The organism is Terrimonas ferruginea DSM 30193, from assembly GCF_000425585.1.
In the GTDB taxonomy this organism is placed as follows: Bacteria; Bacteroidota; Bacteroidia; order Chitinophagales; family Chitinophagaceae; genus Terrimonas; species Terrimonas ferruginea.
In genome coordinates this window covers 28,286-47,014 of the sequence record NZ_KE384401.1, presented here as the reverse complement: position 1 = coordinate 47,014, position 18,729 = coordinate 28,286, and the positions used below count along the sequence as shown (strand labels likewise).

Here is an 18,729-nt window from a genome sequence, read left to right as displayed (position 1 = left end):
TTGGGTATTTGCAATTTGTTAATGATTGTTGCGGTAAATGTCCTGCGCGGCATCCAGGTAGCCCGACGCCTCCAGGAGGAAAGCCAGCATATTCGAGGCCTCCAGCGGATCAGATACGATCACCTGCTTGTTGAGTTCCTTTTCTTTGAGCAGGTATTGGGCACGTGTCATATAAATGATTACACCTTCCTTGCACGGTTGTTGCCTGTCGATCAGCAAAAACCATTTCCAGGAGGTGCCGGGCTTCAGCTGTTCCGTTGCAGGAAAAAATACGGCCGAAGGATCAACATTTATACGCCAGGCTGAATCGGCATTTTGAAAAGCCAGTTGCAGCCGGCCTGCGGGAAGTTTATGCGTAATGTTAAATACCAAAGACTTCCCGGTATAGTAAATGGTATCGGGCAAATGGTCTGCATCCACACCGGGGCAACCGCGCGCCACTCCTCCCGCATTGCTCATATACTTACGCCGGTCTGCTTCGGGTGACCCATGTTTGTGAGTGAATTGCTCCCATACATACGCAAAGTATTTTCCGGTTACGTCCGTATTTTTTCCGGGGTGAAACGTCTTGCGGATATCAACCATTGCCATACTTTTTGTAAACGTGAGCGCTTTGTAAGTATCGCTCACCAGCGTAATTGAACTGCCTTTATCTATTTCGAGTCTTGAATGATAGGCATAAAATTTATTTCCGACTTTCAGTGGTTGAATTTTATTGTCCAGGGTTTTTAAATACGCCTTCCCTTTCAATTCAAAAACAAGCAGGCTGTCCTGGGCGGCGGCACCAACCGCAAATACCAAACACAGCAGTAGCAAAAACGTTTTCATAAAAAATATTAATGATGGTCTCCTGGAAATACCGTTGAGATATGAAATTTTTTGCGCAGCCATTGTGCCAATCCCTCATAGAAATACAATACGTCTACCGCCAGCACCACACCGCCGAGCATCATGGTGAAGTTGGCCTGTATACCGGCCTTACTGATCAGCAATATGCCAAAATAGATGAAGAGCACGGCTGACACCAGTTGTACACTCTTCACCACCAGGTGAAACCAAATATGCTTCTCAATATAATACTTAAGGAAAAATGCCATGTGCAACCATACAACGATTACCGAAACGAGCATCATCAGCCAGCCCGGAATTTTCTTTGTATAATCCTGGTCCATGACCATCGAAAGGATATTCGCATGTATGTAAATGCCATTCAGGTCAGGAGTGGATTTGCCTGCGAACTTTTTATTAAGTGGTGTAAAGAATTTGTCTTCGATATCGTTTGCATTCGTATTGGCCAATCCGACCAATACGATCTTTCCGTTTAGTACTGACAAATCAACTTCTCCGCGCAGCATTGCTGCATGGTCGATGGTCAGGTATTGACTGGCATCGCGGCGATAAGTGATCAGGGTTGAGCCTTGCGGGCGATGGCTCAGTTGCTCGAAACTTTGCAGGTTGCTCAGGCGCACGATCTGCGAAGTAAAGCTCTGGTATGTGCTGTCGGCTGTAGTTTCCGAAGGAGAGTAATGCCGGATAACGGCATCTTCTTCCCCGATGAAATTTATATAACCAACCGTTGCATTTGGTGTGCGGAAATAATTCGGTGCGCTTTGCAGGCTATCACCGTGAAACGCGATCTTTTCTGCCAGCACCAATTGTTTTGTATTGCTCAATGCGCTGCGCAATGCGGAATCTGCCGCCGGTTCTTTCGGACCCGCGAACGTAATATCGAGCGCTACCGTCGAAGGATTTCCTTTATTGATCGAATCAATCGTAGCCGCAATATCTGCTCGTGACGACTGCCCAATATCCACTACCACGATCCTTTTATCAATACCATTGTCTTTGTGCGATTTGATCACCGAAAACGCCAGGTCATTAAAACTCAGGTCCGATAATGCCATTTTAATCGGATCAAACAAATGCGTATTCAAAGGCAACAGCGAGAAAAGGCCCATGATCAGGAATACGCAGGCCGTAGCCAGAAGCGTGTCGCGTTTAAAGAGGTATTTTTTCAACTAAGTAGTAAGTTTTAGGTATTAAGTTATAAGTAATAGGGATTCTTGCTCCTTAACTTCTTTACGGGAAACCCCGCGCTTTTTTTCACGCAAGGCGGCAGAGCTATTAAAGCGCAAGGGGCTTCACTGATTCACTTATTGACGATTCACCATTCACGATTGTCCCTAATACCAAAGCGTCTGCTTAAACACCGCATCACTGCCCGATAATACGAAACGTTTTTGGATATAATTGCTGTCATCTTCCGGATTGCCGCCTTTGCGGAACAATACCAGGTCGATAATACCGGTAGAACCGCCCAAACGCAACGCCGCCGCAAGATCGGCCGCATCCGATACACGCCATACCTGACCGCCGGTTTTTGAAATAATGCCCGCAGCAATCACGATCCAGTCGTTACTGAAAAGTGTATTGCTGGGCAAGCTGTTATTGGTATTGCCTACGTACCAGATACCTTCTGATGCCTGGTTGCGATAAGCTGCATATTTCTGCGGATTATTGAAGTTGATCGTCAGGTTTTCAGTGCCGCTGAGCAAACGACCGCCCCAGGCCGATGACACATAATCACTGATCGAGGTCATTGTAGTGGCATTGGATGCGCGCGTGGTTACTTTTACCGTTTGCGTACTGCCGTTGAGGCTCAAACGGAATTGGATATCCTGACCGGGCATTGTTTTCTCAAATTGTCCCAGCACCTCTTCAATACTGCGTACATTCTGTCCGTTCACCGCTTCCACCACATATCCTTTGTACGATGCTAATGCAGCAGCAGCCGGGCTTCCGGGAACAACGCCACTGATCACGGGTCGGGTTTCCACATTAGCAGAAGCGCGCAGTGAATTGCGGTTGGATGTGTTGGGTTTTGCCGCAGCGATTTCCACGCCGATATAAGCTCGTTTCACCAGCCCTTTATTAGTAAGAATATCGGTGATCAGCCTGCGGGAGATACCGGCTTCGAGTGCAAAGTTGATCTGCGGCTGCCAGATACTCTGGTCGCCACGATCTGCAAATGCGATTTGTGAGTTGATGCCCGCCACTTCGCCATTGGCATCTACCAGCGGACCGCCGCTGTTGCCCCAGATAACGGTAGCGGTTGTTTGCAGAAAACCAAATTTGCCGGTCAGGCCGCCGCGTACACGGTTCTTGGCACTGATAATTCCTTCGGAAACGGAGTAGGGATAATCCCCGAGCGGGTTGCCGATGGCATACACGGGTTCTCCCACGTCAATATCATTTTTGCGGAATGCAATAGAAGTAATCTCTGCTCCCGGTTTGCCGGTAAACTCCAGTACGGCCAGGTCGTAAAACGAATCGCCGCCTACAATTTTTGCTTCGTATTTGGTGTAGTTGATACTGTATACATAGATGCTGCCTTTTTTGTCGGCGGCACTTTCGATCACGTGTGCATTGGTGATCACATAGTATTTGCCGTTTTCCTGGATCACAAAACCAGAACCGCTGCCTTGTGCGCCGGTAAGATCGAGTGCACGTGCATAAGCCATTTCGGAAGAATTGCCACGGAAACCAAGGGTTTTGTTGCCAACGCCACTCTCATACACGGCAACGGTTACTACGCTGCTGAGCGCTTTGTCCAGCATTTTGGAAGCGCTGGTTTTTTGGGCAAAAGCGGCCGGGATCATCATGACACTTGCCGCAAGAAGAAAAACAATCTTTTTCATTTTAGTAAAATGAAGGTGGTTAATGAGTATTGACGGTTCGAATGTATGGCAATTGTCAACTGGCGAAAATACCCTGAAGCCGCAATTTTTTATGTACCCCAAAAAGGGTACAAGAGGGTATTCCCCGGGTTACCGTTTCTCTGTATTTTGTTCCCAAAATAACATACAATGAGGGATAGAAGGGTTGGCGTTTTCGTCGCTATGGCAGCATTGGCACTGGTTTCATGCCGTTCGGCCAGGGAAGGATCGGCTGTCAGCGCTTCGCGGGAAAACATGGAGATCAAACAGAAACCGGATATTGTACAGTTTGCCAAACTCCGCGAGCAGGAAATCCCGACCCTGGCCACCCGTGGTCTGGGCAACCGTGGTATTTCCCTGGCCTCCGCCACCGGCAGCCTTGTTTCGCTCGGCGTAAATACGGTAAAAAAGATGATCGCCAATGAAAAAAGTAAATACGCTGCAGCTTACCCTTTTTCCCTGAGCGACCTGTATTTCTATGACCAATTATCCTCCCAAAGCGCTTTCGATCCGGTAGGTATGCAGTTCAGCGGCTTCTCTTTGTGCCGCACCTTCCGCAACAAAGCAGGTGGACTGGACACCGCTTTTACCGCCACTTTCCGCCTCGATACCACCAGCCTCAGCGAAATCATCAACAACTCCATGTTCAGACTTCGGCTCGAAAAGTTCCAGTTGTATTATGCAAAAGCAAAAGTTCCGCGGCGCAAAAAGAAAAAGCTCAACATGGACTTCGAGATCGTTTTCACTACCTCTTACGTTAATGAACACGGTCAGCTTTTCGACAATGTGACATTGGGAAAATTTTATTTCACCCTGCGGGATGCGCCGCTCGATCACAATGATCCCGGCTTCAAAGCTTACTACGACAGCCTGCCTTCCCGCACGCGTATCATCGGCCGGTCCTTTATCGTGCCGCGGTCCTTTGGTTATTATATGGATGGAAAAGATTTGAAGAAAAGCTGGAGCCAGGGCGTTTACAATATCCGTGTCAACGTAAAAGAAAGCAGTAAAGACGTATTTGTCAGCCGGGTACTGCTCGATAATGCCGGTCGCCTCCTCGAATCGAATGAAAAGAATTTCCAGAAAGTGATCAATCAAAAACTATTGCCCGACGAGCTGCAATAGTCCAATACACCCTGCATGAAAAAAATTTTCCTGTTCCTCCTATGCCTCTTGTTTGCCTGCGCCTGGAATACTGTTGTCCATGGCCAGAAAATTGACATTTCCTATCAAACAGGATTCACGGCTGCTATAAAAAAAATATTGCCCATCTCACGCGAACAATACATCGTGATAGCGGCTGATGGAGGAGTACTCGTGTGGAATCGTGCCGAGAAGAAAATAGTACTGCGCACCAATTCTTCCCAAAACGAAGTGAATGATGCACGATTGTACAAGCAGTATCTACTGGTGGCAGGAGACAAGGGCATGGATATTTTCGATTTGCAACATGTATTGTCTGCCCGGCAAATCAGCAAATCCGCTCATATCCTTAACGACCGTGTAAGCGCAATCAGCAATGGCGCGATAGTAAGAGTCGTGTCGGAGAAAAAGATTTATTCGTTTGCCAATGAAACGCAATTGCTGAATGGCAAGCCTTACCGCTCGATTCCTTTTTCCTCCGACGCCGTTTTTTCCATCAGAGAAACGGCCAACCGGCTTTATCTCCTGGGTATACATGAACAATTAATCATTGATACTGCCGGGAAAAAAATTGCGGCGGCCGCCAATTACTGTACCGGTATGTATGGTTACGATTTTGCAGGAAACAATACCGCCTTTGTTGCCCGCGAGGGAAATCTGTTGCGCCTGGATTTCAGTGCTGCGGGAATCCGATCAACCATCATACCCGTAAAGGGCGGTGAAAAAGGAGAACTGGTACAGGGAGTATATGCAGACAGTACCAGGAAAAAAATCTTTATCGGCACAAATAACCAACGCGTTTTACAAATGCCGTTTGAGGGAAAAGTGGCGGAATCCCGTTTTTATCAGTCTGCCGTTCCGGCTTCTTATACCAGCATCTGCGTACAGGACCGTTCCTTGTTTTGCGGCAATTTCTTTGGTAATGTAGAGGTGATCAATATTGAATCGGGAAAGAAAACCGGAGAACTCGAGGAAGATCCGACGCCACAGTTGACCGGTGTGTATTTGCGTGGCAACCGCGAAATGATCACCACACATTTCGGTTCGCGGGGTTGTGTTTTGAGGTTCTGGGATTTGTCATCCGCAGGTTTGCAACAATCAATTGCACTACCGGATCATATTGCTTATGATGTAACTTTTTCCGAAGCCGGAGACACGATTTACTCGCACCACACCAGCGGTGCCGTTTACCGGTACACCTTCAAAGACAATCTTTATCTCGTCGACACCGTACAAAAACCGGATATCGGTTTTTTTAGCAGTGCCATTGTTTTCCGGTTCGATAAAGATCAACGCTCTTTATTAAAGGCGCAGAGCGATGCACTAAAAGAAGGACTCGCCGGTGCAGGCGTTCATCGTTATACCATGAGAGGATCTTCGGATGTCGAGTGGTCGTTTTTCAATCCCGAAGGATTACCTAAAACCTGCGATCCGCGCAAACTACCGGCCTACCAGGTGCCCGACATTTTTATCGCCGCAGCTGGTTTAACGAAGGAAACCTCCGCCTGGGATGTGATGGACCGTGATCTTTTTTACATGAGAGCCTGCGGCGCCGAAACGGCGAATGATTTTTTTGCCCGCATGGAAAAATACCAGTTCGATACGCTCCGGCTCGGGCGCTTCTTCCGCATGGTAAAAGGCATTGAACCCGTAAAACCCGCTGTTTCACTTACCAGCAAAAAGGACGGATCGCTGTATCGGAGTTTCGCGGTAACAGAAGCACCACAACATGTGATCGTCTCTGCGCATCCGTTTATCATGGCGTTTTTCAACAGCGATAGTATCCGCATCTGGCAGCAGGACAAAAACCGCATGTATTCCCTGCCAAACACGGCAGGAGAAAAAGCGTTTTATTATGCATTGAACGAAGAATATCTCGCGCTGATTTCAAATAACGAAAACAAGATCCGTGTAATTCCCTACACGCAGCCACAGGCAACCGCAACAAACTGGATTTCTTTCGGCGCGGATCAATATGTGGTTTACACACCGGAAGGCTTTTATAAAACAAAAGGCCGCTCCAACCGGCTAAACATGCTGGTGGATGAAAAAGTTGTTTCCTTTTCCAGTTTTGATCTTCGTTACAACCGGCCAGACCTCGTTCTTTCCTCTCTAAATACGACTGATACTTTATTGATCCGGGCCTATCAAAAAGCTTTTACCAAACGGCTGAAAAAAGCGGGTATCGATAGTCTTGCTTCGCAAAAAAATTTATTGCCGCAGCTCGGCATTGCCAACCGGAGCGAGCTCAGCTACGTGCAGGAACAACCGCAACTTCCCTTGCATTTAAAGGGACTGCTTACAACACCAACCGGTTATTTGCATATCTGGATCAATGAGGTGCCCGTGTTTACCAAAACCGGCATCCGTGTCAATACCACAAATATCGACACCTCCCTCAGCATCCTCTTATCTCCGGGAGAAAACCGGATTGAGGCGGCTTTGTCTGATGCGGGCGGGTTGGAGAGTTCCCGGACGCCGCTTTTTGTAAATTATCCGTCATCAGCCGAAACCGAAGGCCGGCTTTACTTTGCAGGCATTGGCATCAACCGGTTTGCCGACAGCGCACACAATCTCCGCTGGAGCGTAAAAGATATCCGCGACCTCACCGCGACCTTCCGCAAAAAATACGGAGACCGCCTGATCATAGCAGATACCTTATTTGATGAACGCGTAACCGTTGACAATATCATTGCCTTAAAAGAAAAGCTGAAAACCGGCAATCACAACGACAAAGTGGTGATCGCTTATTCGGGTCACGGCCTGCTGGATCAGCAGTTCGACTATTATCTCTCCACTTACAATATTGCATTCAGCAATCCGTCATCAAACGGCTTGCCTTACGAGCAACTTGAAAACCTGCTGGACGGCATCCCGCAGCGCAGAAAGCTGCTGCTCATCGATGCCTGCCATAGCGGAGAAGTAGATAAAGAGGAATTTGAAAAAATAAAACAAGCATCCGGCGGACTGGCCACAAAAGGTATTACGACCAAAGGAGGCATTACAGAATCCACCGACGACGGCGGACGCATCGGACTTCAGAATAGTTTTGAGCTGATGCAATCCCTTTTCATCAATGTGGGCAGAGGCACCGGGGCAACCATTATTTCCGCGGCGGCGGGAACGCAGTTTGCACAGGAAAGAGGTACACTTGGCAACGGCGTGTTTACTTATGCCATTCTCGAAGCGCTCAATCAACAACCGGAAAGTATCCGCATCAGTGCATTAAGACAACATGTAAGCCGCCGCGTGGAGCAGTTAACCAACGGCCTTCAGCAACCTACATCCAGGCAGGAAACGAGCGAATACGACTGGGAATTGTAAAGAATACCCTGAGACGGGTATAGGAGATAAAAGCCGCAATGCCTAGTTTTCCACCAAATGCCCTTTGCATTTCGCTATTATGAAACCGTTATTCCAACTGTCGCTGCTACTTGTGGCTTGTTGTATCTGCTGCTTAACGTTTGCCCAGCCCGTTACCAAAGGCACCATTACGGAAAGCACCGATACCATGAAGCTCAGTGGTAATGCGTACGCACTTATCACCGGTATTTCGCGTTACGAGGATATCAATACGTATCGCTCTTTGCGTTATGCCGATGAAGATGCCCGCGAATTTTATCGCTACCTGGTTGCACAGGACGGTGGCCGGCTACCATCGGCCAATGTAGATACGCTGATGAATGAAAAGGCCAGTTTCATGGAGTTCTGGAAAAAATTCAACCGGTTCAAAGACAAACTGCAGAAGGGCGATGTATTCTATATCTATTTTTCCGGCCACGGCGATGCCTACCGCGCCGATGAGGCTTACCTGCTGGCGTATGACGCACCTCCCGGTAATGACCGCAACAATTACTCAACCGGCATTGGCCTCATCGATATTCATAAACTTAAAGTCCGGATCGAAGAGTTAACCCGCAAAGGCGTGCAGGTAGTGCTGATCACCGATGCCTGCCGCACCAATGAACTGCCGGGAAAAGAAGAAGGCCTTACGATCGCTTACCAGCAAATATTTGAACGGAAAGCCGGAGAAATACAATTCATTTCCTGCTCCTCCAACCAGGTCTCGTTTGAAGACGCGCGCTGGGGTGGCGGCAGAGGATTATTTTCCTGGCACTTCATCAATGGATTAAGGGGAATGGCCGATACCGATCCGGAAGACGGTGAAGTAACGTTGGCAGAGTTGTATGACTATGTAAAGAAAAATGTGAACCGCGCTTCCTACGACAAAACCACCAAAGAGTACAAACAAACCCCGCGCTACTGCTGCACCGAACGCGACGGGATGGTGCTGAGCACGGTAACGGCAGAACAAAAACAGGCACTGGCGCAGCGTCTGCAGGCCGGCAACTGGGGAGGCATGACGAAAGAAGATGCATTACTCGCAGTTGGTCGCGGAGGCGGACTCGAAGAAGAAATGAAGGCGGCTGGTTTAACGGAATGGTACCAGCAATATATGCGCGCACTGAACAACGACGAACTTATCGGCTCCGGCAGCGCCTATGAATTATTGAACAAGGTATTGAAGCATCCGAAACTCTCTCCGCAGGTAATTAATGAATTGAAGTTCGAACTCAGCAGCCTGCTGATGGGCGATGTGTCCAAAGTGATCCGGACCTACCTGAATGCAGCGCAGAACAACAACCTGTATACTTATCCCTATTTCATGACGGCCGCCAACAAACTGCGCGTATTCCGCGAAGTGGCCGATACGGCCTATTACAACCCGCTGGATGTACAGGTTAACTTATTATTTCTCGAGGGGCATGCCAACTGGCGTTCCGACAAACGCACAGATCAGTATCTCAGCTTGCGCAAAGTCGATAGCGCCATTGCTTTAAAACCGCAGGCGGCTTATTTGTATAACCTGAAAGGCCTGATGCATAGTTTTATCGGCCAGCCCGAGGAAGCGGAGAAAGCTTACCGCACCGGTGTAAAGCTTGCACCGAACTGGTTGTATCCCATTTTCAATCTCGGCGTATCCTTTGCTGATCGCAGCCGCGGGGACTCGGCAATGAAATATTTCCGCAGGGCTATTATCATCGATAGTAATTACCAGACCACTTACGCCGGAATAGGCATGTTGTATTATCATACTTACAATAAACCGGATTCGGCCGTTTATTTTATCAAACAGGGATTGAAAAAAGATCCGAACGATCCCTACCTGTGGACGCTGCTCGGACATTTTCATCTTTACCGGAAATTATACCCCGAAGCATTGCAATATTATTACCAGGCCATGAAGGTGGACAGTACGGTCATCTATCCGCTGGAAGGCGCGATGCAGGTGCATGTACGAATGGGCAATACCGATAGCACGTCATATTATGTCAACAAAATGACCAGCCTCGATCCCGAAAACCCGGTCACCTATCAGAGCATTGGCAACTTATCGCTGGAGTATGAAATGGATAGCACGGCCCTGAGTATGTTCGCCACCGCTTTATACCTGGACAGTATGAGCACCAGTTCCTGGAAAGGTTATGCGGAAGCGGCTTCCCGTTTGGGGAAAGATACGCTGGCATTTGGCGCGCTTTATAAGTCGCTGGAAATTGACAGCCTGGATACATATGCTTATAACCAGATGGGAAATGTGCTGTTCAAAATGGAAGAGTACGAAGCTGCGCGCAATCGCTATGCGGAAGCCATCCGTCTTGCTCCGGAGGTGGCAACTTATTATCATAACTATGGCGAAGCATCCTTTCAATTGAAGGAATATGAGACTGCGGAAAAATATTTCCGTTCGACAATAAAGCTGGATAAAAAGTTTGGAGATGCGTATTACAGGCTGGCGCAGTTGAGTGCCGAAGCCGGTCGTAAGAAAGAAGCGCTGGAAATGCTGGAAAAAGCCATGTCGCTGATCGGTTATAATATCGGCGGCGTACGTGCGGATATTATGCTCAGGAATATCCGGGAAGAGCCGGAGTTTGAGAAGATACTGACGAAGAAAAGGAAAAGGTAGTAAGTTTTAAGTATTTGCCGTAAAACAGTGATGGTTCGTATATACGAACCATCACTGCACTTATAACTTATTACTTAAAACTTACAACTTCTCTCGTCCCCCGAAAGAGTTACAGCTCATAAGAGCTCTTAAGAATATCTTTATATTCCTGGGGAACGCAGGGATGATTGTAGGCTTTCAGGGCGGCTTCTTTGGCTTTGGCCACCTCATTCAACTGTGAATAGGAAATGGTCTGCATCAGGTAAAGCCAACCTTCCTTGCCTTTTTCTGCCGAAGTAAATTTATAACTCGCCAGCAGGGGAATCAGGCTTTCATGAACAGTGTCCTCCAGGCTCTCGAGGTATTCCAGGTAAAGCTGAGAGGATTGTTCGATGGGTAATTTTTTGCTGCCGGCCAGCATGCTGTGATAAACGGTTTTCATTTTATCGGCATCCTCGCCAACTATTGCAGCCACCAGGCTGAGTTCATGTTCCGCATATATTACGCGTGAAGGATAATATTTTTTGATAATGCCCATGAACTTTTCGTGATTCAGGTCGTCGCCGGATTGATACAGGGCATACAAAAATGTTTTACGGTAAAGAGCTGCATCGAGGTGTTGGTCATCCCATTCCAGCATCGTCTTGATTTTGGCGCGGGCATTCAGCAATTGCTCAAGCTGAGTGGGGCTGTTCAGACGGGCATAGCTCATCACCGCCAGCAGCAGGTCTTTGCTGGCGAAAAGATCGGGGCGTGTTTGAAGGAATTGCTGGGAAATCTCGACCCGGTCCTCGTCATCCAGATCCTGTGCATTGCTGATCCAATGGGAAAAGTCTTCGTCCGTGGCTTTGCCGGACTTAACTTTTTCTTTCAGGGTATAATATTGCGTGGCGGGATCACGTGCAAGTCTGCCAAGGCTGATGAATTCGGGAGCTTCCATGGCGCCAATGTATTTGTGCACCATTTTGCCATCGGCAGCAAAGAACATCAGCGTGGGATAAGAAGTAATGGCAAATGTCTCTGAAAGAGTAACGCCTTCACCTTCTTCCATGTCAAATTTTACATTGATAAAATTATCGTTGTAAAATTTGGCGACGGCATCGTCGGTATAAACAGAGGATTCGAGATATTTACAGGGCCCGCACCAGGTGGCATAGGCATCAAAAAAGATCATTTTCTTTTCGCGGGCTGCTTTTTCTTTGATTTGTTTCCAGGTAAGACCGGTAACAAATTTGATATCACCGGCGGAAGCAGTGAGTACCGCAAGCAGGCCAATGAAAAGGACAGAGAGTTTCTTCATGTTAAAAAGGTGTTGGTGAGTAATGGAATTCCAACTCAGGATGCAAACTTAGACCGGCCTGCACGATGAGGCTTGTTAAACATATCAAAAATAGGTAGTAAGTAATAAGTTTTAAGTAGTAAGTTATAGGTAAACGCGCAGGATACTGTCCGAAAGCCAGGTTGACTTAAGAAATCTTTGCGACTTAGCTCCTTACGCGTCTTTGCGTGAAACCGGCGGTCTCTCTATGTAAAGATGCAAAGTAATTGACCCGAAAGACGATTCACCATTTTTGACTTTTGAATTTTGACTTTTGAATTATCTACTGATTATATCGCTTTTCCTTTCTACCGCCCTCTCTGCGCAAACCCTGCGCTTCAACGGCGAAGTACTCTCCGCCGTGCAGACGGCAGATGGTCAATACCTGGCGCTTTCTACCCCAGACTCCATTTTCCTGGTCAACAATAAAAGCCTGCAAATTGAAAAACGCACGCGGCATCAATTGGTCAACCCGGTACTCAGACAGTTTTATCCCGGCAACAACAGCCTGCTGCTGCTGAACGAACAACGCAAACCTGTGCAGGACCTTTTCAATAATAACATCCGCCCCTTCCTCACCCGCGAATCCTTCCGTGAGTTTCCGCAAGACAGCCTCGTCATTTTTTCCCTGGAGAATCCTGCAGCCTCCCGAAAATTCAGCGGCTCCGTGTATGTTGCAACAGGTTCAACTAACAACCAGCTCGCTGTGGTCGAAAACAACTCGCTGGAGATCACCAACGGAACAAACGCAAACAAAATCACGCTCGCACAAGCCTGTCGCGGTATCAAGGCAAGCCCTGATTTCAAAAAAGCCTTATTAACCGGCTACGGGCAGGGCAACTATTCTTATACATTACTCGATCTCGCAACAGGAAAAATCATTTATGAGCAAAAACAATTAACCAGCCCTCCATCCGATTACGGCTTCGCCGGCAGCGGCCAACTGGTAGCGGTGGCGCTGTCCACTGGTATCCGTATCATCGATACCCAAACCGGATCGGTTGTTAGCGATGTGTCCCTGCCAGACAAAACTGTGCGCTCATTGACCAATCTTTCCTTTACCCCTGACAATAAACTTGTTTTTGTTACCGACGAGCGCGAATGGCATTGCTGGGAGCTTGATAAGCAACAGTACACACAGAAAATACATCCCGGCTTAACGGGATTGTTCGATTTTTATGACGTATTCCTTAACGGCACTCAATTAATTGCCGGAGGCCGGATGCGCGACGACAACGGGCTTGCCGGCAGCTATCAATTGGAAAAAATAAACCTGCAGGATCTCACCGTTTTCTCCATTATTGAAAAGGGAACAGTCGAAAGTTATGCCGACAGCACCGGCTACACCATGATGCTGAACAATGTATATACGTCCAATGAAACCGCTGTGGTCACGTTCAGTCCGGCGCGGGAAATTTTTACCCTCGTCCGCGGAAATGTGCTACAGGTATGGGATGTAAAGCAACGAAGGAAGCTTATGCAACATGCATTCCGTGCAAAAATAACGTCTACCCCCGACCGCAGCGGCCAATCTATCCTGGTGATCGAGGCCCGCGGACAGTCATCATACGACGGTTATGTTCGTCATATCGTATCCCTGAAAAACAGCACGATCAAAAGTTCAGAAGTATTGGGGGAAAAAGGTACGGGACCGCGCGCAATGAGTTCCCGGTTCCGCGTTATTGCCGATCCTGATCATAACGATCAATGGCTTTCCATTGACGGTTCAGATAAAATATGGCAAACTGCCGCAAGCACTTTTTCTGATAAAATAATCCGTGAATGGAAAGGTGCAGAACTATTGCAACTCGAAGCAATGTCCAATCAACCATGGTCGGCACTCGCAACCGTAAATGGCATAACGGCAATCTGGCAATTGACAGATCAGCCAAAACAAATCACCACCTGCTCCGATACTGAACAGTTTATGATGAGCAGGGAGGGCCTCTGGCGCTGGAGCCCGGAGGGCAACCAGCTGACCCAATACAAAAACGGTCAGGCACAATCACCTGTTCAGCTCCCCGGAAAAATCAAACGTGTTGAATGGTTAGCTAAAACCAATACACTGCATGCCGTCTGTCAACCGGCATCGTCGCGCACCATTTTTTCCACGATACAAAATAACCAGGTCAGCAAAACGGATAGCATTGACAGGCTGTATGCAGACTTATATGCATTAAGGGAAAATGAATGGCTTTACCAGGATGGCGATGAAGGACTGATTACCGTATTTCATAAAAGCGCCTACCAGGTTCCCTGGGGACCGCGCACGCCGAAAGCCTTTTTAGCAGGGTTTGATGTAAGCGCCGATGGCAGGCTGGTTGCCTTCAGTAACTTGTTGCTCAACCTCACCACCCTCGACAACAAAACATTACCGTCCCACACGAGTTATTCCATTCTTCCCGATGGCAGCGGACGCATCGAGTTAGATACACGCGTTTATCAGTCCTATGGCTCTTCCTCTAAAAAAGGATATGGGTTGATGCGTATCAATGATCGTACACAGGATACGATCTATAGCAAAACATTTATTCCGGCTGCAGACGATGCTTCAGCCGGGGTCCCGGCTTTTGAATTTTTCCATAACAAGGTAGCCGTATCGCCTGATGGGAAATGGGCGATTAGTTATACCGAAGGACTTTCTTTTTACGATGAAAAAAAAATGAGTCCGGCGCTGGTATGGGATCTCCGGCAAATGAAGGCGCGCACGTTGAACATTAAAAAAGTATACGACGTAAGGTTTATCCCGGGAACACAGCAGGTGGCATTGTATGCCGGCAACACCCGCGGGGCCGGTCTGAACACCCTGAATTATATAGCAGACATGCCTGCTGCAAAACTGACCGACTCCACTTTCTGGCAAGACTATGTACACTATCCCGAATCCGGCCTGTCGATCAACTTCCGTAACATTGAATGGCAAACAGCAACAGGTAAAGAAAAAAAAGTTCACCGCAGTTTTTATTCGCGCGACTATCTCACCAGCGTTGCTTATTATAAACCTGCCGCGCGCATTGTGGCCGGTAGCCAGAACGGACAATTGTTGATCTGGGATACAACGGGCAGTTCTCCACGTCACATACTCAACACGCAAGGTGGTGCCATTGAAAAACTGGTTGTCCGCGGCAACCGCCTTTACAGTCTTTCCGCCAATGGCGATGTAACGATTGTCGACATGCAGCTGGAAACGATACAGGTCACGATCAAATTTTTGGAAAAAGAAAAAGAATGGCGCTATGCGATGCTCACGCCTTCGGGACATTACCGTATCGATCCGGATCTGCTCAACGATTTTCATTTTATAAAAAATGAAACCGTCTACCCCTTATCGAGTTTTGAATTGCAGGGCAACCGTCCCGACAAAGTATTTAAAGCGCTGGGGTATGCCGACACCGCTTTTCTGCGTACGCTTGAACTTGCCTGGAGAAGCCGCATACAAAGGCTGGGCTTCGATCCGGATAAACTAAACAACGCGGGCAATCGCCCGGTACTTAAATGGGACCGCGATCATCTTCCACTGACGGCAACAGACCGGATACTGCAATTGCAATTGACATTGGAAGACCAGCAGCAGGCATTGAAATCTTTGCTCATCCGTGTGAATGGCGTACCGGAATTTGCCGCCACCGGTATGCCGGTAAACGGACGTGTAAAAAAATATGCACTGGATTATCCGCTGTCACTCAACGCTGGCAGAAACCTGATCAGCATAACCGGGGTGAATGAAGCCGGTGAGGAAAGCCTGGAACAAACATATACCGTCTACTACCAGCCCGACAAACCAGATACGCCCAAAGTGTTTTACATCGGCATCGGTGTTGCTGAATATGCCGACCGTCAGAAAAATCTCCGGTATGCAGCGAAGGATGTACGTGATATAGCAGAACGTCTGAAACAAACTAAAAATGCCACGATCCTCGACACCCTGCTCAATGAAAAAGCGACGCTCGCTGCTATACAGCAGGTAAAACAAAAACTCCGGCAGACGAATACGGACGACATCGTTGTGATCTCTTTGTCGGGTCACGGTATGATCAGCAGGGACAGCGGTTTTGTGTTTGCTCCCCACGACATGGACTTCAGCCGTCCGGAAGCAAAGGGTTTGTCGATAAGGATGATCGAGTCGTTGCTGGATGGTATTCCTGCGCGCAAACGGCTGTTGCTGCTGGATGCCTGCCACAGTGGAGAAGACATTGCCACGCACAGCGGCCAGTTACCACAAGGCGTAAGTGTGATAAAAAGAGGGGTGATCGTAGAAGATACGGACAGCTCGGCTTCAGGGCGCGGGCGCAATCAGCAATTGCTGATACAGGAATTATTTGGCGATCTCAGCCGCGGCAACGGGTCGTTTGTTATTTCGGCGGCGGCGGGTAATGAATATGCCTATGAAGGCCAATCCTGGAACAATGGTGTATTCACGTATAGCTTCTTGAACAACCTGTCCTGGGGCGACCGGCGCACACCGCTTCGCCAACTGCGCGCGGCTATTTATGACCTGGTGAACAAACAAACCAATGGTTTGCAAACGCCGGCCAGCCGGAGGGAAAATGGCTGGTGGAACTGGGAGTTTTAGAAAAAATGTGTAAATGTGTCACCTTCGGGAATATGTAAATGTGGAAATGAATTGATCATTTTCACACGGCCCACGGCGCAGCCGGGGCACATCTCCACATTTTCACATTGGGTTATGCAATAACCCGCACATTCCTGCTAAAGCTTTCTTCCAGGGAAATAAAGGTTTCGGTACGTTCTATGCCTTTAATCTTTTGCAACTGGTCGTGCAATACTGAACGGAGTTGGGAAATATCTTTGCACACGATTTCGGCGAACATGCTGTAATTGCCGGTGGTGTAATTGAGACGGACGATCTCGGGCATTTTCTGCAGTTCACGTGCAACAGTATCGTACAATGAACTTTCTTTGAGATAAATACCGATGAAAGCAATTACATCGTAGCCCAGCATTTTAAGATCGGTATTGAGGCGGGTGCCTTTTACTACACCGGCTTCCTGTAGTTTTTTGATACGGACGTGGATGGTACCACCAGACACATATAATTTTTTTCCAAGATCGGCGTAGGAAATCTCAGCATTCTCCATCATATGCTGAATGATCTGCAGATCCAATTTATCCAAATTCAATTTAGCGGCCATTTCTATAAGTGATTTTAAATAAATTCAATTGACACCACGAATATTTGAATAATTTCTATTATTTCAAAATTTTTGTTCGAAAATTTGGAACAAAAGGTCCAGACACTGTATTTTTGTTCTATCAAGTTCTTTAAAAGACACCACGCAAACAGCGCCTTTCTGAAGGTAATGTATAATGTGGTTCATACTGTGGGGTGATGAAATTTTCGGCAGACATGCCCTCTTGTCTCGGGGGTGGGGATAACAGAATAAATATAGCATAGAGCCGCTTCGGCAACGGAGCGACCAGGGTCGACCACTGAACTTTGTGCTACAACTAACTGCCCCGTGGAGGTTCGACTCCTCCCCCTACAGCTCTTTTCTCGTGTGGCGATTAGCTTGCCTGTGAGTTCGTACTTACAGGCTTTTTTTTGCCCTTCAGGTTTTAAACGATCTCTTTGCCCAGGCAGACAGGTCGTTTTTTTTTAATCCTTAGTTTTGCGGCTTAAATGGAAACTATGAAAAAAACGCTGCTGCTTTTTCTCGCAAGTATACTTTTTACCAGCGCCTTTGCGCAGGATCAGCGTGTGAAAGCACTTAAATCGGAAGCAGAACGTACGGTCAAAAAAGATCCCAACGATACGACTCAAAAGAAATGGAAGTATGGCGGCCAGTATGCCATCAACGTATCCCAGGGTTCGCTGAACAACTGGGCGGCCGGTGGCGATGAATTTTCGCTGTCTGTCAACTCCGTACTCAACCTTTTTGCTTTTTATAAAAAAGATAAACACAGTTGGGACAATACACTGGATTTTAACCTGGGCTATGTAAATACTACCAGTCTCGGCAGCAGGAAAAACGATGACCGCATCGACCTCCTCTCCAAATATGGTTATGCACTCAATCCCAAACTGAACCTCGCCGGATTGTTCAACTTCCGTTCGCAGTTTTTCAAAGGCTATGCCTATGAAGACACCACAAGATCATTGACATCCGACCTCCTTTCACCTGCCTATGTATTGCTGAGTGCCGGTCTTGATTATAAACCAATTGAAGGATTGTCCATTTTTGTTTCACCCGCCACTTCCCGCTGGGTATTTGTAATGGATGACACCTTATCGGCCAAAGGCCTTTACGGAGTGGATTCCGGACGGCACAGCACATACGAACTCGGTGCATTTGCTTCTATTAATTACATGAAAGAATTCAACAAGATCGTGAGCTACAAAGGCCGGCTCGACCTTTTTTCAAATTATAAAAACAAACCCGGCAATATTGACTTCTATTTTACCAACGTGGTCAATATTAAACTGACCAGAATTTTATCTGCCACCTACAGCCTCGATCTTATTTATGATGATGACGTACGTTTATTTGGCAAAAACGGCACTTCTCCGGGGTTGCAATTAAAATCGCTGATAGGGTTGGGGTTGTTGCTGAAGTTCTGATGGTGAATGGTGAATGGTCAATCGTCAA

10 protein-coding genes are annotated in these 18,729 nt (G+C 47.6%); 5 read left to right on the top strand and 5 right to left on the bottom strand.

What is annotated here, in order from left to right:
* Positions 1-18 precede the first annotated feature (18 nt).
* From H608_RS0118035 to H608_RS0118025, 3 genes are all read right to left on the bottom strand, one after another.
* On the bottom strand, positions 19-828 hold the full coding sequence (locus H608_RS0118035) for a hypothetical protein (protein WP_028788909.1): 810 nt from the start codon (positions 826-828) through the stop codon (positions 19-21).
* Positions 829-836: 8 nt separating this feature from the next.
* Complete coding sequence (locus tag H608_RS0118030; protein ID WP_028788908.1) at positions 837-2,018, bottom strand: CHASE2 domain-containing protein; 1,182 nt, start codon at positions 2,016-2,018, stop codon at positions 837-839.
* A gap of 165 nt (positions 2,019-2,183) precedes the next feature.
* The gene (locus tag H608_RS0118025) at positions 2,184-3,698 is read right to left on the bottom strand and encodes a S1C family serine protease (RefSeq protein ID WP_028788907.1); all 1,515 of its coding nucleotides are present in this window, start codon (positions 3,696-3,698) and stop codon (positions 2,184-2,186) included.
* A gap of 168 nt (positions 3,699-3,866) precedes the next feature.
* Here H608_RS0118025 and H608_RS0118020 point away from each other — a divergent pair, with 168 nt between their 5' ends.
* The 3 genes from H608_RS0118020 to H608_RS0118010 all read left to right on the top strand — a co-directional run bounded on the left by H608_RS0118020 (position 3,867) and on the right by H608_RS0118010 (position 10,824).
* On the top strand, positions 3,867-4,841 hold the full coding sequence (locus H608_RS0118020; protein ID WP_155990243.1) for a hypothetical protein: 975 nt from the start codon (positions 3,867-3,869) through the stop codon (positions 4,839-4,841).
* A 15-nt stretch (positions 4,842-4,856) separates the two neighbouring features.
* Entirely contained in the window at positions 4,857-8,183 is a 3,327-nt protein-coding gene (locus H608_RS0118015; protein WP_028788905.1) for a caspase family protein, read from the top strand.
* A 79-nt stretch (positions 8,184-8,262) separates the two neighbouring features.
* A complete protein-coding gene (locus H608_RS0118010; protein WP_028788904.1) occupies positions 8,263-10,824 on the top strand; it encodes a tetratricopeptide repeat protein in 2,562 nt (853 codons plus the stop codon).
* Positions 10,825-10,933: 109 nt separating this feature from the next.
* Here H608_RS0118010 and H608_RS23855 read toward each other — a convergent pair whose 3' ends face one another.
* Positions 10,934-12,103: a thioredoxin family protein gene (locus H608_RS23855; RefSeq protein WP_051268439.1), complete on the bottom strand. Its 1,170-nt coding sequence runs from the start codon at positions 12,101-12,103 to the stop codon at positions 10,934-10,936.
* 292 nt (positions 12,104-12,395) lie between these two features.
* Between H608_RS23855 and H608_RS0118000 the strand changes: the two genes are divergently transcribed.
* Positions 12,396-16,694, top strand: a complete 4,299-nt coding sequence (locus H608_RS0118000; protein ID WP_028788903.1) for a caspase family protein — start codon at positions 12,396-12,398, stop codon at positions 16,692-16,694.
* 112 nt (positions 16,695-16,806) lie between these two features.
* On the opposite strand, the gene H608_RS0117990 is transcribed toward H608_RS0118000, so the two are convergent.
* A complete protein-coding gene (locus tag H608_RS0117990) occupies positions 16,807-17,274 on the bottom strand; it encodes an Lrp/AsnC ligand binding domain-containing protein (RefSeq protein ID WP_028788902.1) in 468 nt (155 codons plus the stop codon).
* Between the two features lie 497 nt (positions 17,275-17,771).
* On the opposite strand from H608_RS0117990, the gene H608_RS0117985 reads away from it, so the two are divergent.
* Positions 17,772-18,701: a DUF3078 domain-containing protein gene (locus H608_RS0117985; RefSeq protein ID WP_028788901.1), complete on the top strand. Its 930-nt coding sequence runs from the start codon at positions 17,772-17,774 to the stop codon at positions 18,699-18,701.
* The last annotated feature ends 28 nt before the right edge of the window (positions 18,702-18,729 follow it).